Genomic DNA, 18,306 nt, shown 5'->3' on the forward strand with positions numbered 1-18,306 from the left:
AGGACGGCCACGCCCGAGACAGCGGCCGTTTATAGGGACGCTAGCCGCCATGCAAGTGAAACACCTGCTGCTGATCGCCATCCTCGGATTCACCGCGGCCTGTTCTTCGACCAAGGAAGTGGTCGATGAAAACCTCAGCGAAGTCGAGCTGTACCAGCAGGCGCAGGCCGACCTGGACAACAATAGCTACACCAGTGCCACGGCCAAGCTCAAGGCGCTGGAGTCGCGTTATCCGTTCGGCCGCTATGCCGACCAGGCGCAGCTCGAGCTGATCTACGCCAACTACAAGAACTCCGAGCCGGAAGCGGCGAAGTCGGCTGCCGAGCGTTTCATTCGCCTGCACCCGCAGCATCCGAACGTCGATTACGCCTATTATCTCAAGGGCCTGACCTCGTTCGACCAGGACCGTGGCTTGGTGGCGCGCTTCCTGCCGCTGGACATGACCAAGCGTGACCCGGGTGCTGCCCGCGACTCCTACAACGAGTTCGCCCAGCTCACCAGCCGCTTCCCCAACAGCCGCTACGCGCCCGATGCCAAGCAGCGCATGATCTACCTGCGCAACCTGCTGGCGTCCTACGAGATCCACGTGGCCGACTACTACCTGACCCGTCAGGCCTACGTCGCTGCTGCCAACCGTGGCCGTTACGTGGTGGAGAACTTCCAGGAAACGCCGTCCGTCGGCGACGGCCTGGCGGTGATGACCGAAGCGTACATGCGTCTGCACCTGGACGACCTGGCCGCGACCAGCCTGGACACCCTGAAAACCAACTACCCGGATCACCCGAGCCTGGAAGACGGCAAGTTCGTGCCCCAGCAGGATGAAGCGGACAACCGCTCGTGGATTTCAAAGGCCACCCTGGGCTGGATCGGCAACAACACCGACCCGCTGCCGCCGGGCGAAACCCGCGCCAACCAGGATGTGCAGCGTCAGTATCAGGAAGCGCGCGACGCCATTCCGAAAGAACTGCTGCCGCCTGAAGACGGCGGCACCGCCGACCAGCAGCAGCCAAACGCCGAAGAAGGCAAGAGCCGTTCGTGGTTCAGCTACGCCACCTTCGGTCTGTTCGACTGAAGCTGGTTGCATTGGAAAAAAGGGGCCTGATGGCCCCTTTTTTTTTGCTGCACGCAAACCTTGTAGGAGCGGTCCGTGGCCGCGAACGGCGCGCCGCGGTATACCTGACACACCCCAGCGCCCTTTTCGCGGCCGATGACCGCTCCCACAGGAGATCGGCGGCGTCCGCGAACCCTGTAGGAGCGGTCCGTGGCCGCGAACGGCGCACCGCGGTATACCTGACACACCCCAGCGCCCTTTTCGCGGCCGATGACCGCTCCCACGGGCGTAACAGCGATCACCGCTGCTTGCTCCGCATCGGGCGCGCTCCTACACTGCGCCATCTCCCCTGGCAAAGCTGACCATCCCATGATTCGCCTGATTTTCTGGATCGCCGTCGTGTTCGCCGCCATTTGGCTGTGGCGCAAATTCAAGAACCCGGCGCGCGCGCCTCGCCAGGATGACAAGCCTGCATCGCTGAGCATGGTTCGATGCGCCCAGTGCGGTGTGCATCTGCCAGAAGACAGCGCGCTGCGCCGCGACAGCCACTGGTATTGCAGCAAGCCGCACCTGGAGCAAGGGCCCGGCAACGGTGCCCGCTGAAGCGCAGTTTCTCGGCGGCGCCCAGGCGCAGCGGATGCTGCGCCTGTACCACCTCTACCGCTTGACCATCGGCCTGTCGCTGGTCCTGCTGATTTCCAGCAACATGGACAACCGCCTGCTGGAAGTGGCCGATGGCGAACTGTTTCGCGCCGGCAGCTGGCTGTATCTGATCCTGAACATCCTGGTCGTAGTGCTGATGGGCAACCCGCGCCGGGTCTTGCCGGTGTTCAGCCTGGCCACCGCCGACGTCATCATGCTCGCGGGCCTGTTCTACGCCGGCGGCGGCACACCCAGCGGTATCGGCAACCTCATGATCGCCTCGGTGGCCATGGGCAATCTGCTCCTGCGCAACCGCCTGGGCCTGTTGATCGCCGCGCTGGCCACCATCGGCATCATCTACCTGACCTTCTACCTGAGCATCTCGCGGCCCACCGCCGCCAACGACTACCTGCAGGCCAGCACCCTGGGTGTCCTCTGCTTCGCCGTGTGGTTCGTGGTTCAAGGGCTCAGTCGACTGCTGCGCACCAGCGAGAACCTGGCCGAGCAGCGCGCCAGTGACGTCACCAGCCTGGAAGCCCTGAACGCGCTGATTCTGCAGCGCATGCGCACCGGCATTCTGGTGCTGGACACCGAACTGCGGGTGCAATTGGCCAACCAGGGCGCTTTGGGCCTTTTCGGCCGCATGACACTCAATGGCGAGCTGATTGCCGTCCACTCACCCGACCTGATCGAACGGTTGCTGCAGTGGCAGACCAACCCAGCCCTGCGCGTGAAAAGCCTCAAGTTCTCCCCTACCGGGCCGTCCATCCAGGCCAGCTTCATCGCCCTGCGTCGCGGTGGTGAACAGCAGCAGACCCTGGTGTTTCTCGAAGACCTGTCGCAGATCGCACAGCAGGCCCAGCAACTCAAGCTGGCGGCGCTCGGGCGCCTTACGGCCAGCATCGCCCACGAAATCCGCAACCCGTTGGGCGCCATCAGTCATGCCGGACAACTGCTGCAGGAGTCCGAAGACCTGCCGGTGGCCGACCGGCGTCTGACGCAGATCATTCAGGATCAATGCAAGCGCATGAACCTGATCATCGAGAACGTGCTGCAGCTGTCGCGCCGGCGCCCCAGCGCACCGCACCCGCTGGACCTCAAGGCGTGGCTGGAAAACTTCGTCAGTGACTTTCGCACCACCGCGCGCCCGGGCCAGCAACTGCACATGTACGTCAGCGACGGCACCCTGGAAACCCGCATGGATGCCAACCAACTGACTCAGGTGCTGAACAATCTGGTGGAAAACGGTATGCGCTACAGCGCCCAGCAACAGGGCCGCGCGCAGGTCTGGTTGAATCTTTTCGTGGAGCCGACCGACGGCCTGCCGATCCTCGAGGTGCTGGACGATGGTCCGGGCTTTGCCGCCGATCAGTTGCAGCACATGTTCGAGCCTTTCTTCACCACCGAAAGCAACGGCACCGGGCTGGGCCTGTATATTTCCCGCGAGCTGTGCGAAAGCAATCAGGCCCACCTAGACTACAGAGCACGTGAAAAAGGGGGCAGCTGCATGCGCATCACCTTCGCCCACCCGCGCAAACAGGGATGACTATGAGCGCCAGGCAAAAAATTCTGATCGTGGACGACGAGCCGGACATCCGCGAACTGTTGGAGATCACCCTCGGCCGCATGAAACTGGAAACCCGCAGCGCACGCGACGTCAACGAGGCCCGCGAATGGCTGGGCCGCGAATCGTTCGACCTGTGCCTGACCGACATGCGCCTGCCCGACGGCACCGGTCTTGAGCTGGTGCAGTTCATCCAGCAACGCTATCCGCAGGTGCCGGTGGCGATGATCACTGCGTTCGGCAGCCTGGACACCGCCATCAATGCGCTCAAGGCCGGCGCCTTCGATTTTCTTACCAAACCGGTCGATCTGCCGCGCCTGCGCGAGCTGGTCGGCACCGCGCTGCGCATGCCGGCGCCCGCCCCTGTTGGCAAGGAACCGAGCATCGACCAGCGCCTGCTTGGCGAATCGCCACCCATGCTGGCGCTGCGCAAGCAGATCGGCCGGCTGGCACGCAGCCAGGCGCCGGTCTACATCAGCGGCGAGTCGGGCAGCGGCAAGGAACTGGTCGCCCGGCTGATTCACGAGCAGGGCCCGCGCGCGGATCGGCCATTCATTCCGGTCAACTGTGGGGCCATCCCCGCCGAGCTGATGGAGAGCGAATTCTTCGGCCATCGCAAGGGCAGCTTCACCGGCGCCACCGAAGACAAGCCAGGGCTGTTTCAGGCGGCCAATGGCGGCACGCTGTTTCTCGACGAAGTGGCCGACCTGCCGTTGACCATGCAGGTGAAGCTGCTGCGCGCCATCCAGGAAAAGGCCGTGCGCGCCGTGGGCGGACAGACCGAAAACGTGGTCGATGTGCGTATTCTCAGCGCGACCCACAAGGACCTCGCAGCCGAGGTAGCGGCCCAGCGCTTTCGCCAGGACCTCTACTACCGACTCAACGTGATCGAGCTTCGCGTGCCTTGCCTGCGCGAGCGCCGTGAAGATATTCCGCTGCTGGCTGCAAGCGTGCTGGCGCGCCTGGCACAAGGGAGTGGCCTGCCACCGGCGCAGTTGACCCCGGCGGCCCTGGAAACCCTCAAGGGCTACCGCTTTCCCGGCAACGTGCGCGAACTGGAGAACATGCTCGAGCGGGCCTACACCTTGTGCGAAGACGATCGCATCGAGGCAAGCGACCTGCGCCTGAGCGAAACGGCAGTCAATGCCGAGGCCGGCGAACCTAGCCTGGCCCAGGTCGACAATCTGGAAGACTACCTGGAAAGCGTGGAGCGCAAGCTCATCCTGCAAGCACTGGAAGAAACCCGCTGGAACCGCACGGCAGCGGCGCAGCGGCTGAACATGTCGTTCCGCTCGATGCGCTATCGCCTGAAGAAGCTTGGACTGGATTGATCCTCTGCCACCGCGTCAAACCCGGACGCGGCTTGCGCCGCTGCTACAGGGTTTGTGTGGTGCGCGTGATTGAACGCATCGGTGATGCACGCGGTGTGCCCGAACAGAAGCGTCGGCGGTGCTCGCGGTATGCCCGAATGACCGCGGCCGGGCCGGACGCGGCTTGCGCCGCTGCTACAGGACAACGCGATCCCCGTAGCAGCGGCGCAAGCCGCGTCGGCGGTGTACGCGGTGAGCCTGAATGAACACGGCGAGGCCGGACGCGGCTCGCGCCGCTGCTACAGGACAACGCGATCCCCGTAGCAGCGGCGCAAGCCGCGTCGGTGGTGTGCGCGGTGTGCCTGAATGAACGCGGCGAGGCCGGACGCGGCAACGCGATCCCCGTAGCAGCGGCGCAAGCCGCGTCGGCGGTGTATGCGGTGTGCCTGAATGACCGCGGCCGGGCCGGACGCGGCTCGCGCCGCTGCTACAGGGGGATTCGGTTTTGCGGGGCGTAGGGGGCTGGATCGATCACGGGTTCGCGACCCAGCAGCAGGTCGGCCAGCAGGCGACACGACGCTGGCGCCAGCACCAACCCATTGCGGTAGTGCCCGCAGTTCAACCACAAACCCGGATGCCGCGGCAGCGCACCAATGAACGGTACCCCCTCCGGCGACCCCGGACGCAACCCTGCCCACTGTTGCACCGGTGTGGCCTCGGCCAGCGCCGGCAGCAGATCGACCGCCGAGGCCTTCAAGCTGTTCAGCGCCTCTACCGTTGGCGTCTTGTCGAAGCCCGCATGCTCCAACGTGCTGCCGATCAATACATGCCCATCGCGACGGGGAATCGCATAGCGCCCCTTGGCCAGCACCATGCTCGGCAGAAAGTCGGCGGCGCATTTGTACAGGATCATCTGCCCCTTCACCGGCTCAACCGGCAAACCGATGCCCAGGGTCTGCAACAACTCACCGCTCCAGGCACCCGCAGTCAGCACCACCTCGTCGGCCAGCACCTCCCCCTGCGCCGAACGCACGCCGACCACCCGCTGACCATCGAGCAAAAAGCCCTGCACTTCACACTGCTCGCGCACCGTCACGTTGGGCATGGCGTTCAGCGCCGCTTTCAACGCCTTGACCAAGCGCGGATTGCGCACATTGGCGACATCGGCCATATGGATCGCGCGCCCGAACCCGGGCCCCAGCACCGGCACCGCCTCGTAGGTGGCTGAAATATCCACTGCCGCCAGCGGCCGACGATTGGCCCGTGCCCATACAAGCGCCTCGGCTTCATCGTCCAGGTCCAGCCAGTACAAACCGGTGGTGTACACCTGCGGGTCGATGCCCGTATCGACGGCCAGGTGCTGCCCCAGGCGCGGATAGAAATCCTGCGACCAATGCGCCAACGCCGTAACCGCCGGGCTGTAGCGCCAGGGATACAGCGGTGAAACGATGCCACCGCCGGCCCAGGAAGACTCCTGGCCGACCGCGCTGCGGTCGATCAGGGTAATGCGACCCACATGGGCAGCAAGGTTGTAGGCCGTCAGCAGGCCCATCACGCCGCCGCCGACAACCAACACATGGTCAGACATGAAACGATTCCAAAGAAGGCTCAACGGCCCCAGCAGGTGGCAGAGGTGTTGCCGGCAGCCATACCGGTGTTGGTGCGTTCGCCAGTCTGGGTGACGACAAAACTGCCGCACTTGTCACCCACCATCATCGTCCCCGCCGCAGGCGTGGCCGTGAATATGAAGGTGGTAGCGGTTACCGCACTACTGGCGACGCTATACCAGTTGTTGCCCGCGGGTACCGGACCATTTACATAGGTGCCATTTCGAGAATAGAAACGCTCCATCGCCTGGGTTCCTTCGGCCAATAAACTGGCTATTTCTACCCTGTGTGTACGCTTCACGTATTCCGTGTAGCTGGGATAGGCAATGGCCGCCAGAATACCGATGATAGCAACTACGATCATCAGCTCGATCAGGGTGAAGCCTTTCTGAACACTGAGCATTTGGATTCCCTTACTGTATTTGCCGCCACATGATGCGGCCTTTGCCACCCCCCGACGCACCTTTCTCGACAAGCACCCTGATATTGCCTCCCGAATCATTGAGCACCTTGCGCTGGCTGGCTGCAGCATTGGCAGTAGCATCCACGTCGACCAGTGCATTGAGAGTAGGGATGCCAGTGCCGATGAGCATGCCGCTTGAACGCAAATCACTGCCGTCCACTTTGCCGTCTCCGTTGGTGTCCAGAACAGGATAATTCAACATTGCGCCTGAGGTTGCATCCAGCTCGATGAACTTGCCAAAGCCTTGGGTCGAGCAAGGATCCTTGGAGTCCACACCTGCGGTAGTAAACAATATCCTTCCCAAGGTGTAGACCGCCGGATTGATCACTCGCTCACCCACCATGGTGGTGCCATATACCAATGGCAGATACCAGCCCTTCTGCGAGGTGTAGTTCACCGTGTTTTCGCTGGTAGTCATATAGGTATCGCCATTTGCCGTGAAGGTTCCGGTGATGGATTGCTGCTGCAGGTTAGCGATGGTGTAGTTGCCCGCCCCGCCATCAGAGTCCCATACGGCGTAGAAGCGCTGCGTTGCAGATGATGTCTTATCAGCCGTCTCGTTGAATTTGCCGCTACCGAAGAACACCATCTTGCCACTGGTACTTTGGTCCAGCAGCAAGGGTTGGGCGGTAATAGACTCGGTTGCAGCCGCAGCAGGCACGGTAGTGGCCGCGCCGGGCGCAGTGAACAGCGGCCGGCCGGAAAACGCCAGTCCCCAATTAGCAATCGCAGGGCTACTGAGGTCGAACTTCCACATGCGCCCTTTCAAGTCTCCGGCATAGGCAGACTGCACGAAATTCGATGCATTAACCCTTAGCTTTACGGACGACAGACCATTATCGGTATCCGTAGTGTTCACCAGCAATTTGGTGATAAACGCGCCCGTCGCAAGATTGAAGACATAGAGCGCTGCCACACCTGAGTTACTGCCGTAGCCGTTGCTGATGAATGCCGCCCATGTCCCGTCTGGCAAGCGCGCCACCTCTGGCTTGGCATACGCATATCCCAGATCGTTAAGGGCGTTGCCCGCATTCGGCGTATCAGGGGCTCGGATCTCCCACAACGGCCGAATCGTATTGCCGGCGTTCTTATCGAACAATTGCAATGCGTAGAAAGCTCGTCCTGCGCCTCCGGTCCCGCCGAGTATCAGTGTTTTCCACGTACCAGAGAGTTGCGCGTCGGCAATCGTGATCTGTCCATCGTTGAGGAAACGGTGCGAGGTACCGTTGACATAGCCTGTGTCAGCCACTGTCGAAAGACCCGCCAACGCAGTCGATGGCAGGTAGGCGTAACGGCGGCTTCCCGAACTGGCTGTAATGATATTGGTGAAACCGTCGTTGGCATTGACTACCAACGACGGCGTCATACCATTGGTGCCACCCTTGATAGCCAGGTATTCGGTGTAGCTGTTGTCTCCCACCAGGTCGGAAGCTGTCTGATCCGTGGCCGAGGCATAGGTCAAAGGGGAGTTGATCACATCCCCCAGCAGCACGCTACGCACCCGGAGTCCGGTCCTATTTGTGCCTTTGCTCCACTCGACCAGATCTGTTCCCCTGATATTCGCCGGCAGTCCGGTGTTGAGCACCGCTTGTTGCGCTGGCGAAAAATTATCGTAAAGCAAGGCGATAGCAGCATTGGATGCTGTATTCCACGATTGATACGTTGTCGTACCCGAACCTATCCTCATGGTGGTGTTTGTGGTCCAGACCGACGTAGTGCCCACGGCTCCCGTACTGGTGAATGGAAATGCCTGAATGATGCCTCGCCAGTCGATCGGGTCATATAAGGTCTGGTAATAGTAGGTGCCCGTGACCAATGTGGAAGAGCTAGAGGCCCCCGCGCCGCCGGAACCGGACTTGGAGCTGATGTCGCTTAGCGCAGCGGTCAATGCCGTGGACAGCGTCACAGAGTCGGTGGCGAGGTAGTACTTGCCCAGGCCATTAACGGCAGCTTTGGAAAGCATCGCGTTGTCGGCGGTAAAACCCACCGTATAAGTGCGCAGGTTCTGTTTCACGAATCCGTCGGTGTCCCAGCTTTTACCCGCCAGATCCTTTGGTGGATTGCTGTTGGAAGTCTGCATGTCGATATCGTAGGCAAACTGCGCGATGTCATCCAGATACAGCGTACCGCCCTCACCGTCGCTTGGTGGATTGGTGCCATCATCGCCAGTGCTCTGGTCCCAGTTGGGCAACAGACCATTGGGGTCGTCTGGGTCAGCCGGGAATGTTCGATCGTAGGTTGGCAAGCCATCAGTAATAACCACGCCAGCGTTTCGCTGGCATCGATATTGAATAGGGCTGGTGAAGATAGCCGGCGCACCTGTATAGCGCGGATCCGGCGTCAGGCCGCGGAAATAGCGAGTGACTTGGTAATAGGTTTCGGCCAGCGGGGTGTTGGCTTCGGCCGAGAGCCCAGAAATGGCGGCTTTGAGCGCGTTATAGTTGGTGACACCGGCGGTGGTGGTGCTGGAGATATCATCGACTTTCTGCTGAATTTTACCGCTGGGGCCAGGGTCAGTGGGACGCGTAGTGGTTTGCGGCGGATTGAATGTCGCCAGTCCGATACGTAGCGTGCGATTGGCGTCCACCAGATTGTTGGCAACGGCGATGGCTGTTCTCATACGCGTGGAGTTGGTGACGGTGACTGGAGCACCAGCGTTGGCCTGTCTGACCAGATAGGCGAGGTAATTTGTTGGATACCGCGTCTCGCCATTAAGTGCCGGATCGGGCAGCGATAGACATGTCACAGCGCCGCTGTTGCGGTAAAAACTCACTTGGGTTCCAGAGCAGAAGTTCTGGTTCAAGCTGCCGTAGAACGCGTAATCGCCTCCGCCACCCACTACGTTGCCTGCACTATAGGAACAGAAGATGCCTAGCGCGCAACGCTGTACGGGAAAATACACATCTCCGTACTCTGCCGAAGGGTTGTATCCGGCATCGTAGATGACCGTATCCATACTGCCAGAGTTGTCCACTTGCAGCATCACGTTAGGTGGCACCGCTGCAGCACTGAGCAAGGGTAGCTGGGACGGGGTAAATGCATAAACCGGGGTCGTGGCATAGAGAATGACCGCCATCCCCAGCAACACTTGCCTCCAGCGGTTAACACTTGCCATAGATGCTCTCCACAACGGACCGGCTCGGGCCGGAAAAACCGATGGCGGTTATTCGATAAAGAGTGGTCGACGCCGACTGACAGCCTGATGGCGGATTGATCGGCGCGGCCGTACTGCCAATGTTTTGAATCGCGTAGAGGCCGGTGGTCCCCGCTACTGCGATCCACACAACATTGCCGTTACCGCCAGCGGTAGTGACAACCGCTGCGTTTGGAGGAGCACAGGCGGCAATGCTTGAACAAACAGCGAGTACGTAATTGTTCGCAGACACCGCATTCTCGCCGGCTCGCAATGCCGCTTCCGCGACTTGGAAAGATTCATTGCGAAACTTGACACTCCCCGCCATTTTTTCCTGCAGTGAGGCGTTCTGCATTGACGAGATGCCAATCATGGTCAGCAACAGCAGAAAAATCAGGCTAACGATGAGGGCCATTCCCCTTTGCCGCTGAGGCCGTATCTGTAACGTCGATAACGATCTATACATGGGTGCGCCCGACTCAATGAATACGATTGCGCAATGTCGCGACTACGTTGAAAGTCTGGTTCCTGACTCGATTGCTAGGATCGGTCAGCACCAGCGATATGCGTACACTGCGAATCAATGCGGCGCTCGTCGGTGCTGCGGTATACCGCAAGATACCTGCATCAGCGGCGCTGGCTGCCACGCCGAACGTCAGGCTGAAGCCAGCGACGTTGTTTACCAGAACCTGCTGACTGGCGGCAGGGCCGGTGAATATCTGGCTATTGCGAAAGGTGTAGATCGCTTGACGCACCGGCATCGAAAGAAGTCCCAGATTAGTTGACGCCTGATTGGTCGGAGCCTGAGCTCCCGCGTAAACGGTCGCTAAAGTCTTGCAGTCGGTGACAATCATGTACGTTGGAGTGCCGCCACTGTTACCCACGTCCCCAGTAAGCAGCGTAAGAACGGTACCGTTGCTCGTGTTGTTCGAATACTGGATAGGTTGTACGGCTGCCAGGCTGAAAGCCTGGCCTACGGTAGTATCCACGAACGAAGCATTGCTAGGGTCGATACAGCCAAACATGCCGACCATACGAATGTCTTGGATCATACGGCTGAACAAGTAGCGAGCATCTTCCTGCATTACGGCCGCCGCATTCTGCAACTGATAGGTGTTTTTAGCTGAAATGAAAATCTGCGTCACACCTAACACCACGACCAGACCAAGCACCATTGCCACCATCAGCTCGATAAGGCCCAGACCCTTACTGTATTTTTTCATGGCGTCACCGCATCACCCGCTACGCGGCTCGTCAATGTGAAGGTCTGGAGTGCTGCTTGGCCCGAAGTGGTTTGGTTGGCGGTACGTGCTACGCCTGCCCGGGAGTCGTCCCAGGTGACGGTAACCGTTACCACCCTGCCATTGATCAGAATAGAGCCATCGGTTCCGCCCATAGCCCTGATATTGAATGCGAAGTCGAACAGGTCTTGGGTACGCGGTGTGTTCAAGTCGCCCGTGGTGGGTGCGCTGGCAATGCTACCCAGTGCGTAGCTGACATCTGGATTGGCTCTCATGCGATCCATCATGTCATAGGCAATGAAACTGGCCTGGCTGTTCATCGTCGAGCTGTCGGTATATTTCAACGCGTTCAACTGCAAGGCCGCAGCCCCGAGAATGCCGATACCCAGGATCAACAGTGAAATCAGTACCTCGATCAGACTGACACCAATTTGCGCACGCCGGCAGCTCATCAGCATGTGCCGCTCGCAACAACGCGTCCGTTGACGCAAACCGCAAAATTGCGGGTCACCGCACCTTGGGTATAGGTGATGTTCAGCGCCGATATAGGGTAGGTCAATGCACCCATGTTGTTGAACTCGATGTAGGCGATGTTAGGGGTATTCAATGCAGCCGCGCTGCTCATGGCCGGGATCACCCGCAGCGCGCTGCCAGCTGCCGTGGGGGCAGTCGCGCCGGTATTGATGACGACAGTCAGCCTTCCAGTCCAACTATTGCCTGCTTCGGTGCGCACTTGAGTCGGCACTCCCCGGTTTATCGCTTCGAGTCGCGCATAATTGAAGGCCCGCACCACGTCACCCACTTCAGTGTCAGCCTTGCTGTTGTTGAGCAGGTTAACGAATGAGGGAATACCGACCGTCACTAGGATTGCCAGCACCGCCACCGTGACCATCAGCTCGACCAGCGTAAACCCCTTGTAACCATGCCGCATTGGACGTCTCCCCCAAGAGCACTGACTATAAACCAGCGCTCGCGCGGTTCGGTGCGCGCACAGGATATACGGTTGTTCTAGAGGGATCAGCGCCTATTGCAGGGAAACCCAGGGAGGGTTGGCATGTACAGCAAGGGAGTTACATTGGTGGAGCTGGTAATGGTACTGGCGGTGGTCGGCATTCTGGCCGCAGTAGGGATCCCGGGGTTTCGCGCGATGCTACAGGAGCAGCGGCGTCAGGTGATCGTGGGCGAGCTGGTCGCGACCCTGAAAATGGCTCGCACCGAAGCGGTCGTGCGGCATACCCCGATAGTGGTCCGGGCGGCAGAAAAGGGCTGGGGCTGGGGCTGGCAGGTGATGCCGGACATGCGCGGGTTGCGCCGCGGACCGGAGGTTGTCTTGCGCAGGCGCGTACTGGATGGCTCGATCAGGATTGAGGGTAATCACTGGATGCGCAAGGAAGTGCGTTTCAACACCTTCGGCGCCGTTGCGGGAGTAAATGGCAGCGGCAACCCTGGAGAGCTATCCGTGTGCGACACCAACGACAAGGCGCGCGTGCGCCTCGTCATCAGTTGGGTCGGAAGGCTTCGGATAGACAAGAGCTACGTGCGCAATCGCGACGATCAGTGCCGCAAGTCACTCAAGTAATCGTCTTCACCCGCAACTCCTTGGGCATCGAGAACGTGATGTTCTCCGGCCGACCGATCAACTCGTCGGCACCGGTCGCACCCCAGGCGTGCAGTTGCTCGATGACACCGCGCACCAGCACCTCGGGCGCCGAGGCACCAGCGGTAATACCGATACGCTGCACGCCGTCGAACCAGCCCTGCTGCATGTCCTGCGCGCCGTCGATCAGGTACGCCGGGGTGGCCATGCGCTCGGCCAGCTCGCGCAGCCGGTTGGAGTTGGAACTGTTCGGGCTGCCCACTACCAGTACTACATCGCACTCGTCGGCCAGGATCTTGACCGCGTCCTGGCGGTTTTGCGTGGCGTAGCAGATGTCGTCCTTGCGCGGCCCGCCAATGGCCGGGAAGCGCGCGCGCAACGCGTCGATGACCCGGCTGGTGTCGTCCATCGACAAGGTCGTCTGGGTCACGAAGGCAAGGTTTTCAGGGTTGACCACATTCAGGTTGGCAACGTCTTTCTCGTCTTCGACGAGGTAGATGGCGCCACCGTTGCTGGCATCGTACTGACCCATGGTGCCTTCTACTTCCGGATGCCCGGCGTGGCCGATGAGAATGCACTCACGGCCATCGCGGCTGTAGCGGGCCACCTCGATGTGCACCTTGGTGACCAGCGGACAGGTCGCGTCGAACACCTTCAGGCCGCGCCCGGCCGCTTCCTGGCGCACGGCCTGGGAAACGCCGTGGGCACTGAAGATGACGATGACGTCGTCAGGCACCTGGTCGAGTTCGTCGACGAAGATGGCGCCGCGATTGCGCAGGTCTTCGACCACGAACTTGTTGTGCACCACTTCGTGGCGGACATAGATCGGTGCGCCGAAGACTTCCAGGGCGCGGTTGACGATCTCGATCGCTCGGTCCACACCCGCGCAGAAGCCCCGGGGATTGGCGAGTTTGATTTGCATGCTTGCCTCGGTGCCCTTAAAGGGCTGTGACCGAAAGAATTTCCACCTCGAAGGTCAGGGTCTTGCCTGCCAACGGGTGGTTGAAGTCTACCGTCACTTCATTGTCGTCGAATGCTTTCACCACGCCCGGAAGCTCGGTGTTGGCCGCGTCGTTGAAGATCACCAGCAACCCTTCGGACAGCTCCATGTTCTCGAACTGCGAGGCCGGCATGATTTGCACGTTCTGCGGATTGGGCTGGCCGAAAGCGTTTTCCGGCAGCACCTTGACGGTACGTCGGTCGCCGGCCTTGAAGCCGAACAAGGCGGCTTCGAAACCCGGCAACAGGTTGCCATCGCCGACCTTGAAGGTCGCCGGCGACTTGTCGAACGTGCTGTCGACGGTGTCGCCGTTTTCCAGGTGCAGGGCGAAGTGCAAGGTCACTTCAGTGTTTTCCCTGATGCGCTGCTCAGTCATTCACCGCTTCTCCGGTTTTCTTGCTCTTGAACATATCCAACGCCAGCATGATCGCACCGACGGTGATGGCGCTGTCGGCCAGGTTGAACGCCGGGAACCGCCAGCGATCCTGCCAATGCACCAGAATGAAGTCGACCACATGGCCGAGCACGACACGGTCGAACAGGTTGCCGACCGCGCCGCCCAGCACCAGGGCCAGCGCTATCGCCAGCCAGGTGTCGCTGCGCCCCAGGCGCTTGAGCCAGACCACCAGCACCACGCTGACCACCACGGCGATCAGGGTGAACAGCCAGCGCTGCCAGCCGCCACTGTCGGCCAGGAAGCTGAAGGCGGCGCCGGTGTTGTAGGCCAGGGTCCAGCTGAGCAGGTCTGGGATGACCACGATCTGCTCGTACATCTGCAACGTGCCGTCGAAATAGAACTTGGTGGCCTGGTCCAGCACCATCACCAGCACGCTGAGCCACAGCCACTTCAAGTGACCGTAGCGACCGAAGGACGCCGACGAATCAGGCATAGTGGCGCACCTCGCCTTCACCGCTGATGTTGTCGACACAGCGCCCACAGATTGCCGGATGCTCGGGGTCCACGCCCACGTCGTCACGGAAGTGCCAGCAACGCGCGCACTTCACGCCACTCGACTTGACCACCTTGAGCTTCAGGCCGACGACCTCGGTGACCACCGCATCGGCCGGAGCCTGGGTGAACGGTGCCAAGGTGGCACCCGAGGTGATCAGCACGAAGCGCAGCTCGTTGCCCAGCTTGGACAGGTCGGTGTTCAGCGCGTCTTCGCTGTACAGGGTCACTTCGGCCTGCAGGTTGCCGCCGATGGCCTTGGCCGCGCGCAGGTTTTCCATTTCCTTGTTGACTGCGGTCTTCACCGCCATCACGCGTTCCCAGTAGGCGCGATCCAGCTCGAAGCCCTCGGGCAACTCGCTCAGGCCCTGGTACCAGGTGTTGAGCATCACCGATTCGTTGCGCTCGCCCGGCAGGTACTGCCACAGCTCGTCAGCGGTGAACGCCAGGATCGGCGCGATCCAACGCACCAGCGCCTCGCTGATGTGGTACAGCGCGGTCTGGCAGGAACGCCGTGCAACGCTGTTGGCGCCGGTGGTGTACTGGCGATCCTTGATGATGTCCAGATAGAAGCCGCCCAGCTCCTGCACGCAGAAGTTGTGCACCTTGGAGTAGACGTTCCAGAAGCGGTATTCGCCGTAGTGCTCTTCCAGCTCGCGTTGCAGCAGCAGCGCACGGTCGACCGCCCAGCGGTCCAGGGCGATCATCTGATCGGCCGGCAGCAGGTCGGTGGCCGGGTTGAAGCCGCTGAGGTTGGAGAGCAGGAAGCGCGCCGTGTTGCGGATACGACGGTAGGCATCGGCACTGCGCTGCAGGATGGTGTCCGACACGGCCATTTCGCCCGAATAGTCGGTGGCCGAGACCCACAGCCGCATGATGTCGGCACCCAGGGTGTCGTTGACCTTCTGCGGGGCGATGACGTTGCCCAGCGACTTGGACATCTTGCGGCCGTTCTCGTCCACGGTGAAACCGTGGGTCAGCAACTCGCGATACGGCGCGTGGTTGTCGATGGCGCAGCCGGTCAGCAGCGAAGAGTGGAACCAGCCGCGGTGCTGGTCGGAACCTTCCAGGTACAGGTCGGCGCGCGGGCCGCTTTCGTGGCCCATCGGGTGCGAGCCACGCAGCACGTGCCAGTGGGTGGTGCCCGAGTCGAACCAGACGTCCAGCGTGTCGCTGATCTTGTCGTAGTTGGCGGCGTCATCGCCCAGCAGCTCGGCGGCGTCCATCTTGAACCAGGCTTCGATGCCTTCGACTTCGACGCGCTTGGCTACTTCTTCCATCAGCTCGACGGTGCGTGGGTGCAGCTCACCGGTGGCCTTGTCGAGGAAGAACGGAATGGGCACGCCCCAGTTGCGCTGGCGCGAGATGCACCAGTCGGGACGGTTGGCGATCATCGAGTGCAGGCGCGCCTGGCCCCAGGCTGGGACGAACTTGGTTTCTTCGATGGCTTTCACCGCGCGCTCGCGCAGGGTGTCGCCTTCGACAGGTGGCTTGTCCATGCCGACGAACCACTGCGCGGTAGCGCGGTAGATCAGCGGGGTCTTGTGCCGCCAGCAGTGCATGTAGCTGTGACTGACCACTTCGGTGTGCATCAACGCACCGACTTCGGTCAGCTTGTCGACGATGTTCGAGTTGGCCTTGAAGATGAACTGGCCGCCGAAGAACGGCAGCGATTCGACATACACGCCATTGCTCTGCACCGGACCGATGATGTCATCGTTGGTCAGGCCGTACTGCTTGCAGATGTTGAAGTCGTCCACGCCATAGGCAGGCGAGCAGTGAACCACACCGGTGCCCGCGCCCAATTCGACGTAGTCGGCCAGGTACACCGGCGACAGGCGGTCATAGAACGGATGTCGGAAATTGATCAGCTCGAGCTTGGCGCCCACGGTAGTGGCGAGCACCGTGCCTTGCAGGCTGTAGCGCGCCAGGCAGCTCTCGACCAGTTCTTCGGCGAGCACCAGCAGGCGATCGCCGACATCGACCAGGGCGTAGGTGAACTCGGGATGGACGTTGAGCGCCTGGTTGGCCGGGATGGTCCACGGGGTGGTGGTCCAGATCACGATGCTGGCAGGCTTCTCCAGGCCTGGCAGGCCGAAGGCGTCGGCCAGCGCTTGCTGGTCGGCGATCGGGAAAGCGACGTCGATGGTCGGCGACTTCTTGTCGGCGTACTCGACTTCGGCCTCGGCCAGGGCCGAGCCGCAATCGAAGCACCAGTTCACCGGCTTGAGGCCCTTGAACACGAAGCCGTTGCGGACCATTTCGGCCAGGGCACGGATCTCGCCGGCCTCGTTGGGAAAGCTCATGGTCTTGTACGGGTTGGCCCAATCGCCCAGCACACCCAGGCGGATGAACTCGGCCTTCTGCCCTTCGATCTGCTCGCTGGCATAGGCGCGGCACAGTTCGCGGGTCTTGTCGCCGCCCAGGTTCTTGCCGTGGGTGACTTCGACCTTGTGCTCGATCGGCAGGCCATGGCAGTCCCAGCCCGGCACGTACGGCGCATCGAAGCCGGCCAGGGTCTTGGAACGGGTGATCATGTCCTTGAGGATCTTGTTGACCGCATGACCGATGTGGATATTGCCGTTGGCATAGGGCGGGCCGTCGTGCAGGACGAACTTGGGACGGTCCTTGCCAATCTCGCGAAGCTTCTGGTACAGGCCAATGCTGTCCCAGCGCTGCAGAGTTTGCGGCTCGCGCTGGGGCAGGCCGGCCTTCATTGGGAAGGCGGTGTCCGGAAGGTTTAGCGTGGCTTTGTAGTCGGTCATTTCAGGCTCTTCAATTTAAGCGGTTGGCTTGGCCCAGTGGGCACGCGCGGCGGCGACATCCGCATCGATCGCCGACTTCAGCGCCTCAAGCGAGGCGAAACGCTGCTCATCACGCAGCTTGTGGTGGAACGCCACCGTTAAATGCCGGCCATAGAGGTCACCGGCAAAGTCCAGCAAATGCACTTCCAGGTGGGCACTGCCATCACCTGCAACGGTTGGCCGCACGCCTATGTTGGCGACTCCTGGCCAGGTCTTGCCGTCGATGTCGACACTGACCAGGTATACCCCGGTGAGCGGCGCGCGACGGCGCTTGAGTTGCACATTGGCAGTGGGCCAGCCCAGTTGGCGGGCCAGTTTCTGCCCATGCAGGACCCTTCCTTCGATGCAGAAGGGCCGGCCGAGCAACTGTCCGGCACGTTCGAAATCGGCCGCAGCCAGAGCCTTGCGGACCTGGGTGCTGCTGACGCGGACACCATCCATTTCGACGGTCTGCGCCGACTCGACGGTAAAGCCCTGAAGGCTCCCGGCCTGGGTCAAGAAGTCGAAGTCCCCTGCCCGGTCGCAGCCGAAGCGGAAGTCGTCACCGACCTCCAGATGTTTCACGCCCAGGCCGTCGATCAGGATGGTGTCGACGAATTCCGATGCACTGAGCCGGCTCAGGCGCTTGTTGAAGGCCAGGCACAGCACCAGATCGACCTGCTCGTCGGCCAGCAGCTGCACTTTGTCGCGCAGCCGGGCCAGACGTGCCGGCGCGGTCTGCGGGCTGAAGTATTCACGCGGCTGGGGCTCGAAGATGACCACACAACTGGGCACGCCCAACTCGCGGGCACGCTCGCGCAGCCGGGCCAGAATAGCCTGGTGGCCACGATGGACACCGTCGAAATTGCCAATGGTGGCAGCGCAGCCCCGATGCTGGGGCCGCAGATTGTGAAGGCCTCGAACCAGCTGCATAACGCGCTTCTTGCTCATAAAGTGGTCGATTAT

At 61.3% G+C, this 18,306-nt stretch carries 17 protein-coding genes; 5 read left to right on the forward strand and 12 right to left on the reverse strand.

The genetic code is table 11. From position 1 onward, the window contains the following. The first annotated feature begins 49 nt into the window (after window positions 1-49). From IFT57_RS16950 to IFT57_RS16965, 4 genes are all read left to right on the forward strand, one after another. On the forward strand, window positions 50-1,072 hold the full coding sequence (locus IFT57_RS16950) for an outer membrane protein assembly factor BamD (RefSeq protein WP_122475307.1): 1,023 nt from the start codon (window positions 50-52) through the stop codon (window positions 1,070-1,072). Window positions 1,073-1,420: 348 nt separating this feature from the next. Next, window positions 1,421-1,654: a PP0621 family protein gene (locus IFT57_RS16955; protein ID WP_122475309.1), complete on the forward strand. Its 234-nt coding sequence runs from the start codon at window positions 1,421-1,423 to the stop codon at window positions 1,652-1,654. Continuing rightward, on the forward strand, window positions 1,644-3,239 hold the full coding sequence (locus IFT57_RS16960; protein WP_425312030.1) for a sensor histidine kinase: 1,596 nt from the start codon (window positions 1,644-1,646) through the stop codon (window positions 3,237-3,239). Before IFT57_RS16955 ends, IFT57_RS16960 begins: the two co-directional genes overlap by 11 nt. 2 nt (window positions 3,240-3,241) lie before the next feature. After that, window positions 3,242-4,588 (forward strand): sigma-54-dependent transcriptional regulator, encoded by a 1,347-nt coding sequence (locus IFT57_RS16965; RefSeq protein WP_244657361.1) that lies wholly within the window; start codon window positions 3,242-3,244, stop codon window positions 4,586-4,588. 466 nt (window positions 4,589-5,054) lie between these two features. On the opposite strand, the gene thiO is transcribed toward IFT57_RS16965, so the two are convergent. From thiO to IFT57_RS17000, 7 genes are all read right to left on the reverse strand, one after another. Next, window positions 5,055-6,155 (reverse strand): glycine oxidase ThiO, encoded by a 1,101-nt coding sequence (gene thiO / locus IFT57_RS16970; RefSeq protein ID WP_192152129.1) that lies wholly within the window; start codon window positions 6,153-6,155, stop codon window positions 5,055-5,057. Window positions 6,156-6,175: 20 nt separating this feature from the next. Further along, window positions 6,176-6,577: a type IV pilin protein gene (locus IFT57_RS16975; protein WP_122795382.1), complete on the reverse strand. Its 402-nt coding sequence runs from the start codon at window positions 6,575-6,577 to the stop codon at window positions 6,176-6,178. 10 nt (window positions 6,578-6,587) lie between these two features. Continuing rightward, complete coding sequence (locus tag IFT57_RS16980; protein WP_122795383.1) at window positions 6,588-9,752, reverse strand: pilus assembly protein; 3,165 nt, start codon at window positions 9,750-9,752, stop codon at window positions 6,588-6,590. Continuing rightward, window positions 9,739-10,185, reverse strand: coding sequence for a pilus assembly PilX family protein (locus tag IFT57_RS16985; protein ID WP_244657362.1), 447 nt, complete (start codon window positions 10,183-10,185; stop codon window positions 9,739-9,741). Before IFT57_RS16985 ends, IFT57_RS16980 begins: the two co-directional genes overlap by 14 nt. A gap of 64 nt (window positions 10,186-10,249) precedes the next feature. Then, the gene (locus tag IFT57_RS16990; RefSeq protein ID WP_122795385.1) at window positions 10,250-10,993 is read right to left on the reverse strand and encodes a PilW family protein; all 744 of its coding nucleotides are present in this window, start codon (window positions 10,991-10,993) and stop codon (window positions 10,250-10,252) included. Next, a complete protein-coding gene (gene pilV, locus IFT57_RS16995) occupies window positions 10,990-11,469 on the reverse strand; it encodes a type IV pilus modification protein PilV (RefSeq protein WP_122795386.1) in 480 nt (159 codons plus the stop codon). Before pilV ends, IFT57_RS16990 begins: the two co-directional genes overlap by 4 nt. Next, on the reverse strand, window positions 11,463-11,942 hold the full coding sequence (locus IFT57_RS17000; RefSeq protein ID WP_122795387.1) for a GspH/FimT family pseudopilin: 480 nt from the start codon (window positions 11,940-11,942) through the stop codon (window positions 11,463-11,465). The genes pilV and IFT57_RS17000 overlap by 7 nt, the downstream gene beginning before the upstream one ends. A 123-nt stretch (window positions 11,943-12,065) precedes the next feature. Between IFT57_RS17000 and IFT57_RS17005 the strand changes: the two genes are divergently transcribed. After that, complete coding sequence (locus IFT57_RS17005) at window positions 12,066-12,590, forward strand: GspH/FimT family pseudopilin (RefSeq protein ID WP_192152130.1); 525 nt, start codon at window positions 12,066-12,068, stop codon at window positions 12,588-12,590. Here IFT57_RS17005 and ispH read toward each other — a convergent pair. The 5 genes from ispH to ribF are packed head-to-tail and all read right to left on the reverse strand — an operon-like array spanning window position 12,583 to window position 18,273. Next, a complete protein-coding gene (gene ispH, locus IFT57_RS17010; protein ID WP_192152131.1) occupies window positions 12,583-13,530 on the reverse strand; it encodes a 4-hydroxy-3-methylbut-2-enyl diphosphate reductase in 948 nt (315 codons plus the stop codon). The two genes, IFT57_RS17005 and ispH, sit on opposite strands and share 8 nt — an antisense overlap. Window positions 13,531-13,546: 16 nt before the next feature. Beyond that, a complete protein-coding gene (locus IFT57_RS17015) occupies window positions 13,547-13,984 on the reverse strand; it encodes an FKBP-type peptidyl-prolyl cis-trans isomerase (protein WP_122715112.1) in 438 nt (145 codons plus the stop codon). Continuing rightward, window positions 13,977-14,498: a signal peptidase II gene (gene lspA / locus IFT57_RS17020; protein ID WP_122475327.1), complete on the reverse strand. Its 522-nt coding sequence runs from the start codon at window positions 14,496-14,498 to the stop codon at window positions 13,977-13,979. The genes IFT57_RS17015 and lspA overlap by 8 nt, the downstream gene beginning before the upstream one ends. Next, window positions 14,491-17,322 carry an isoleucine--tRNA ligase gene (gene ileS, locus IFT57_RS17025; protein WP_192152132.1) on the reverse strand — a complete coding sequence of 944 codons (2,832 nt, stop codon included), beginning with the start codon at window positions 17,320-17,322 and terminating at the stop codon, window positions 14,491-14,493. Before ileS ends, lspA begins: the two co-directional genes overlap by 8 nt. 15 nt (window positions 17,323-17,337) lie before the next feature. Next, window positions 17,338-18,273 carry a bifunctional riboflavin kinase/FAD synthetase gene (gene ribF / locus IFT57_RS17030; protein ID WP_192152229.1) on the reverse strand — a complete coding sequence of 312 codons (936 nt, stop codon included), beginning with the start codon at window positions 18,271-18,273 and terminating at the stop codon, window positions 17,338-17,340. Between the last annotated feature and the right edge of the window lie 33 nt (window positions 18,274-18,306).

It is taken from the genome of Pseudomonas sp. CFBP 13719 (genome assembly GCF_014842095.1).
GTDB lineage: Bacteria > Pseudomonadota > Gammaproteobacteria > Pseudomonadales > Pseudomonadaceae > Aquipseudomonas.

Coding starts and splice junctions, on each gene's coding strand:
- IFT57_RS16950 (WP_122475307.1), top strand. CDS start 50: ATGCAAGTGAAACACCTGCTGCTGATCGCCATCCTCGGATTCACCGCG.
- IFT57_RS16955 (WP_122475309.1), top strand. CDS start 1,421: ATGATTCGCCTGATTTTCTGGATCGCCGTCGTGTTCGCCGCCATTTGG.
- IFT57_RS16965 (WP_244657361.1), top strand. CDS start 3,242: ATGAGCGCCAGGCAAAAAATTCTGATCGTGGACGACGAGCCGGACATC.
- thiO (WP_192152129.1), bottom strand. CDS start 6,155: ATGTCTGACCATGTGTTGGTTGTCGGCGGCGGCGTGATGGGCCTGCTG.
- IFT57_RS16975 (WP_122795382.1), bottom strand. CDS start 6,577: ATGCTCAGTGTTCAGAAAGGCTTCACCCTGATCGAGCTGATGATCGTA.
- IFT57_RS16980 (WP_122795383.1), bottom strand. CDS start 9,752: ATGGCAAGTGTTAACCGCTGGAGGCAAGTGTTGCTGGGGATGGCGGTC.
- IFT57_RS16985 (WP_244657362.1), bottom strand. CDS start 10,185: ATGGCCCTCATCGTTAGCCTGATTTTTCTGCTGTTGCTGACCATGATT.
- IFT57_RS16990 (WP_122795385.1), bottom strand. CDS start 10,993: ATGAAAAAATACAGTAAGGGTCTGGGCCTTATCGAGCTGATGGTGGCA.
- pilV (WP_122795386.1), bottom strand. CDS start 11,469: ATGCTGATGAGCTGCCGGCGTGCGCAAATTGGTGTCAGTCTGATCGAG.
- IFT57_RS17000 (WP_122795387.1), bottom strand. CDS start 11,942: ATGCGGCATGGTTACAAGGGGTTTACGCTGGTCGAGCTGATGGTCACG.
- IFT57_RS17005 (WP_192152130.1), top strand. CDS start 12,066: ATGTACAGCAAGGGAGTTACATTGGTGGAGCTGGTAATGGTACTGGCG.
- ispH (WP_192152131.1), bottom strand. CDS start 13,530: ATGCAAATCAAACTCGCCAATCCCCGGGGCTTCTGCGCGGGTGTGGAC.
- IFT57_RS17015 (WP_122715112.1), bottom strand. CDS start 13,984: ATGACTGAGCAGCGCATCAGGGAAAACACTGAAGTGACCTTGCACTTC.
- lspA (WP_122475327.1), bottom strand. CDS start 14,498: ATGCCTGATTCGTCGGCGTCCTTCGGTCGCTACGGTCACTTGAAGTGG.
- ileS (WP_192152132.1), bottom strand. CDS start 17,322: ATGACCGACTACAAAGCCACGCTAAACCTTCCGGACACCGCCTTCCCA.
- ribF (WP_192152229.1), bottom strand. CDS start 18,273: ATGCAGCTGGTTCGAGGCCTTCACAATCTGCGGCCCCAGCATCGGGGC.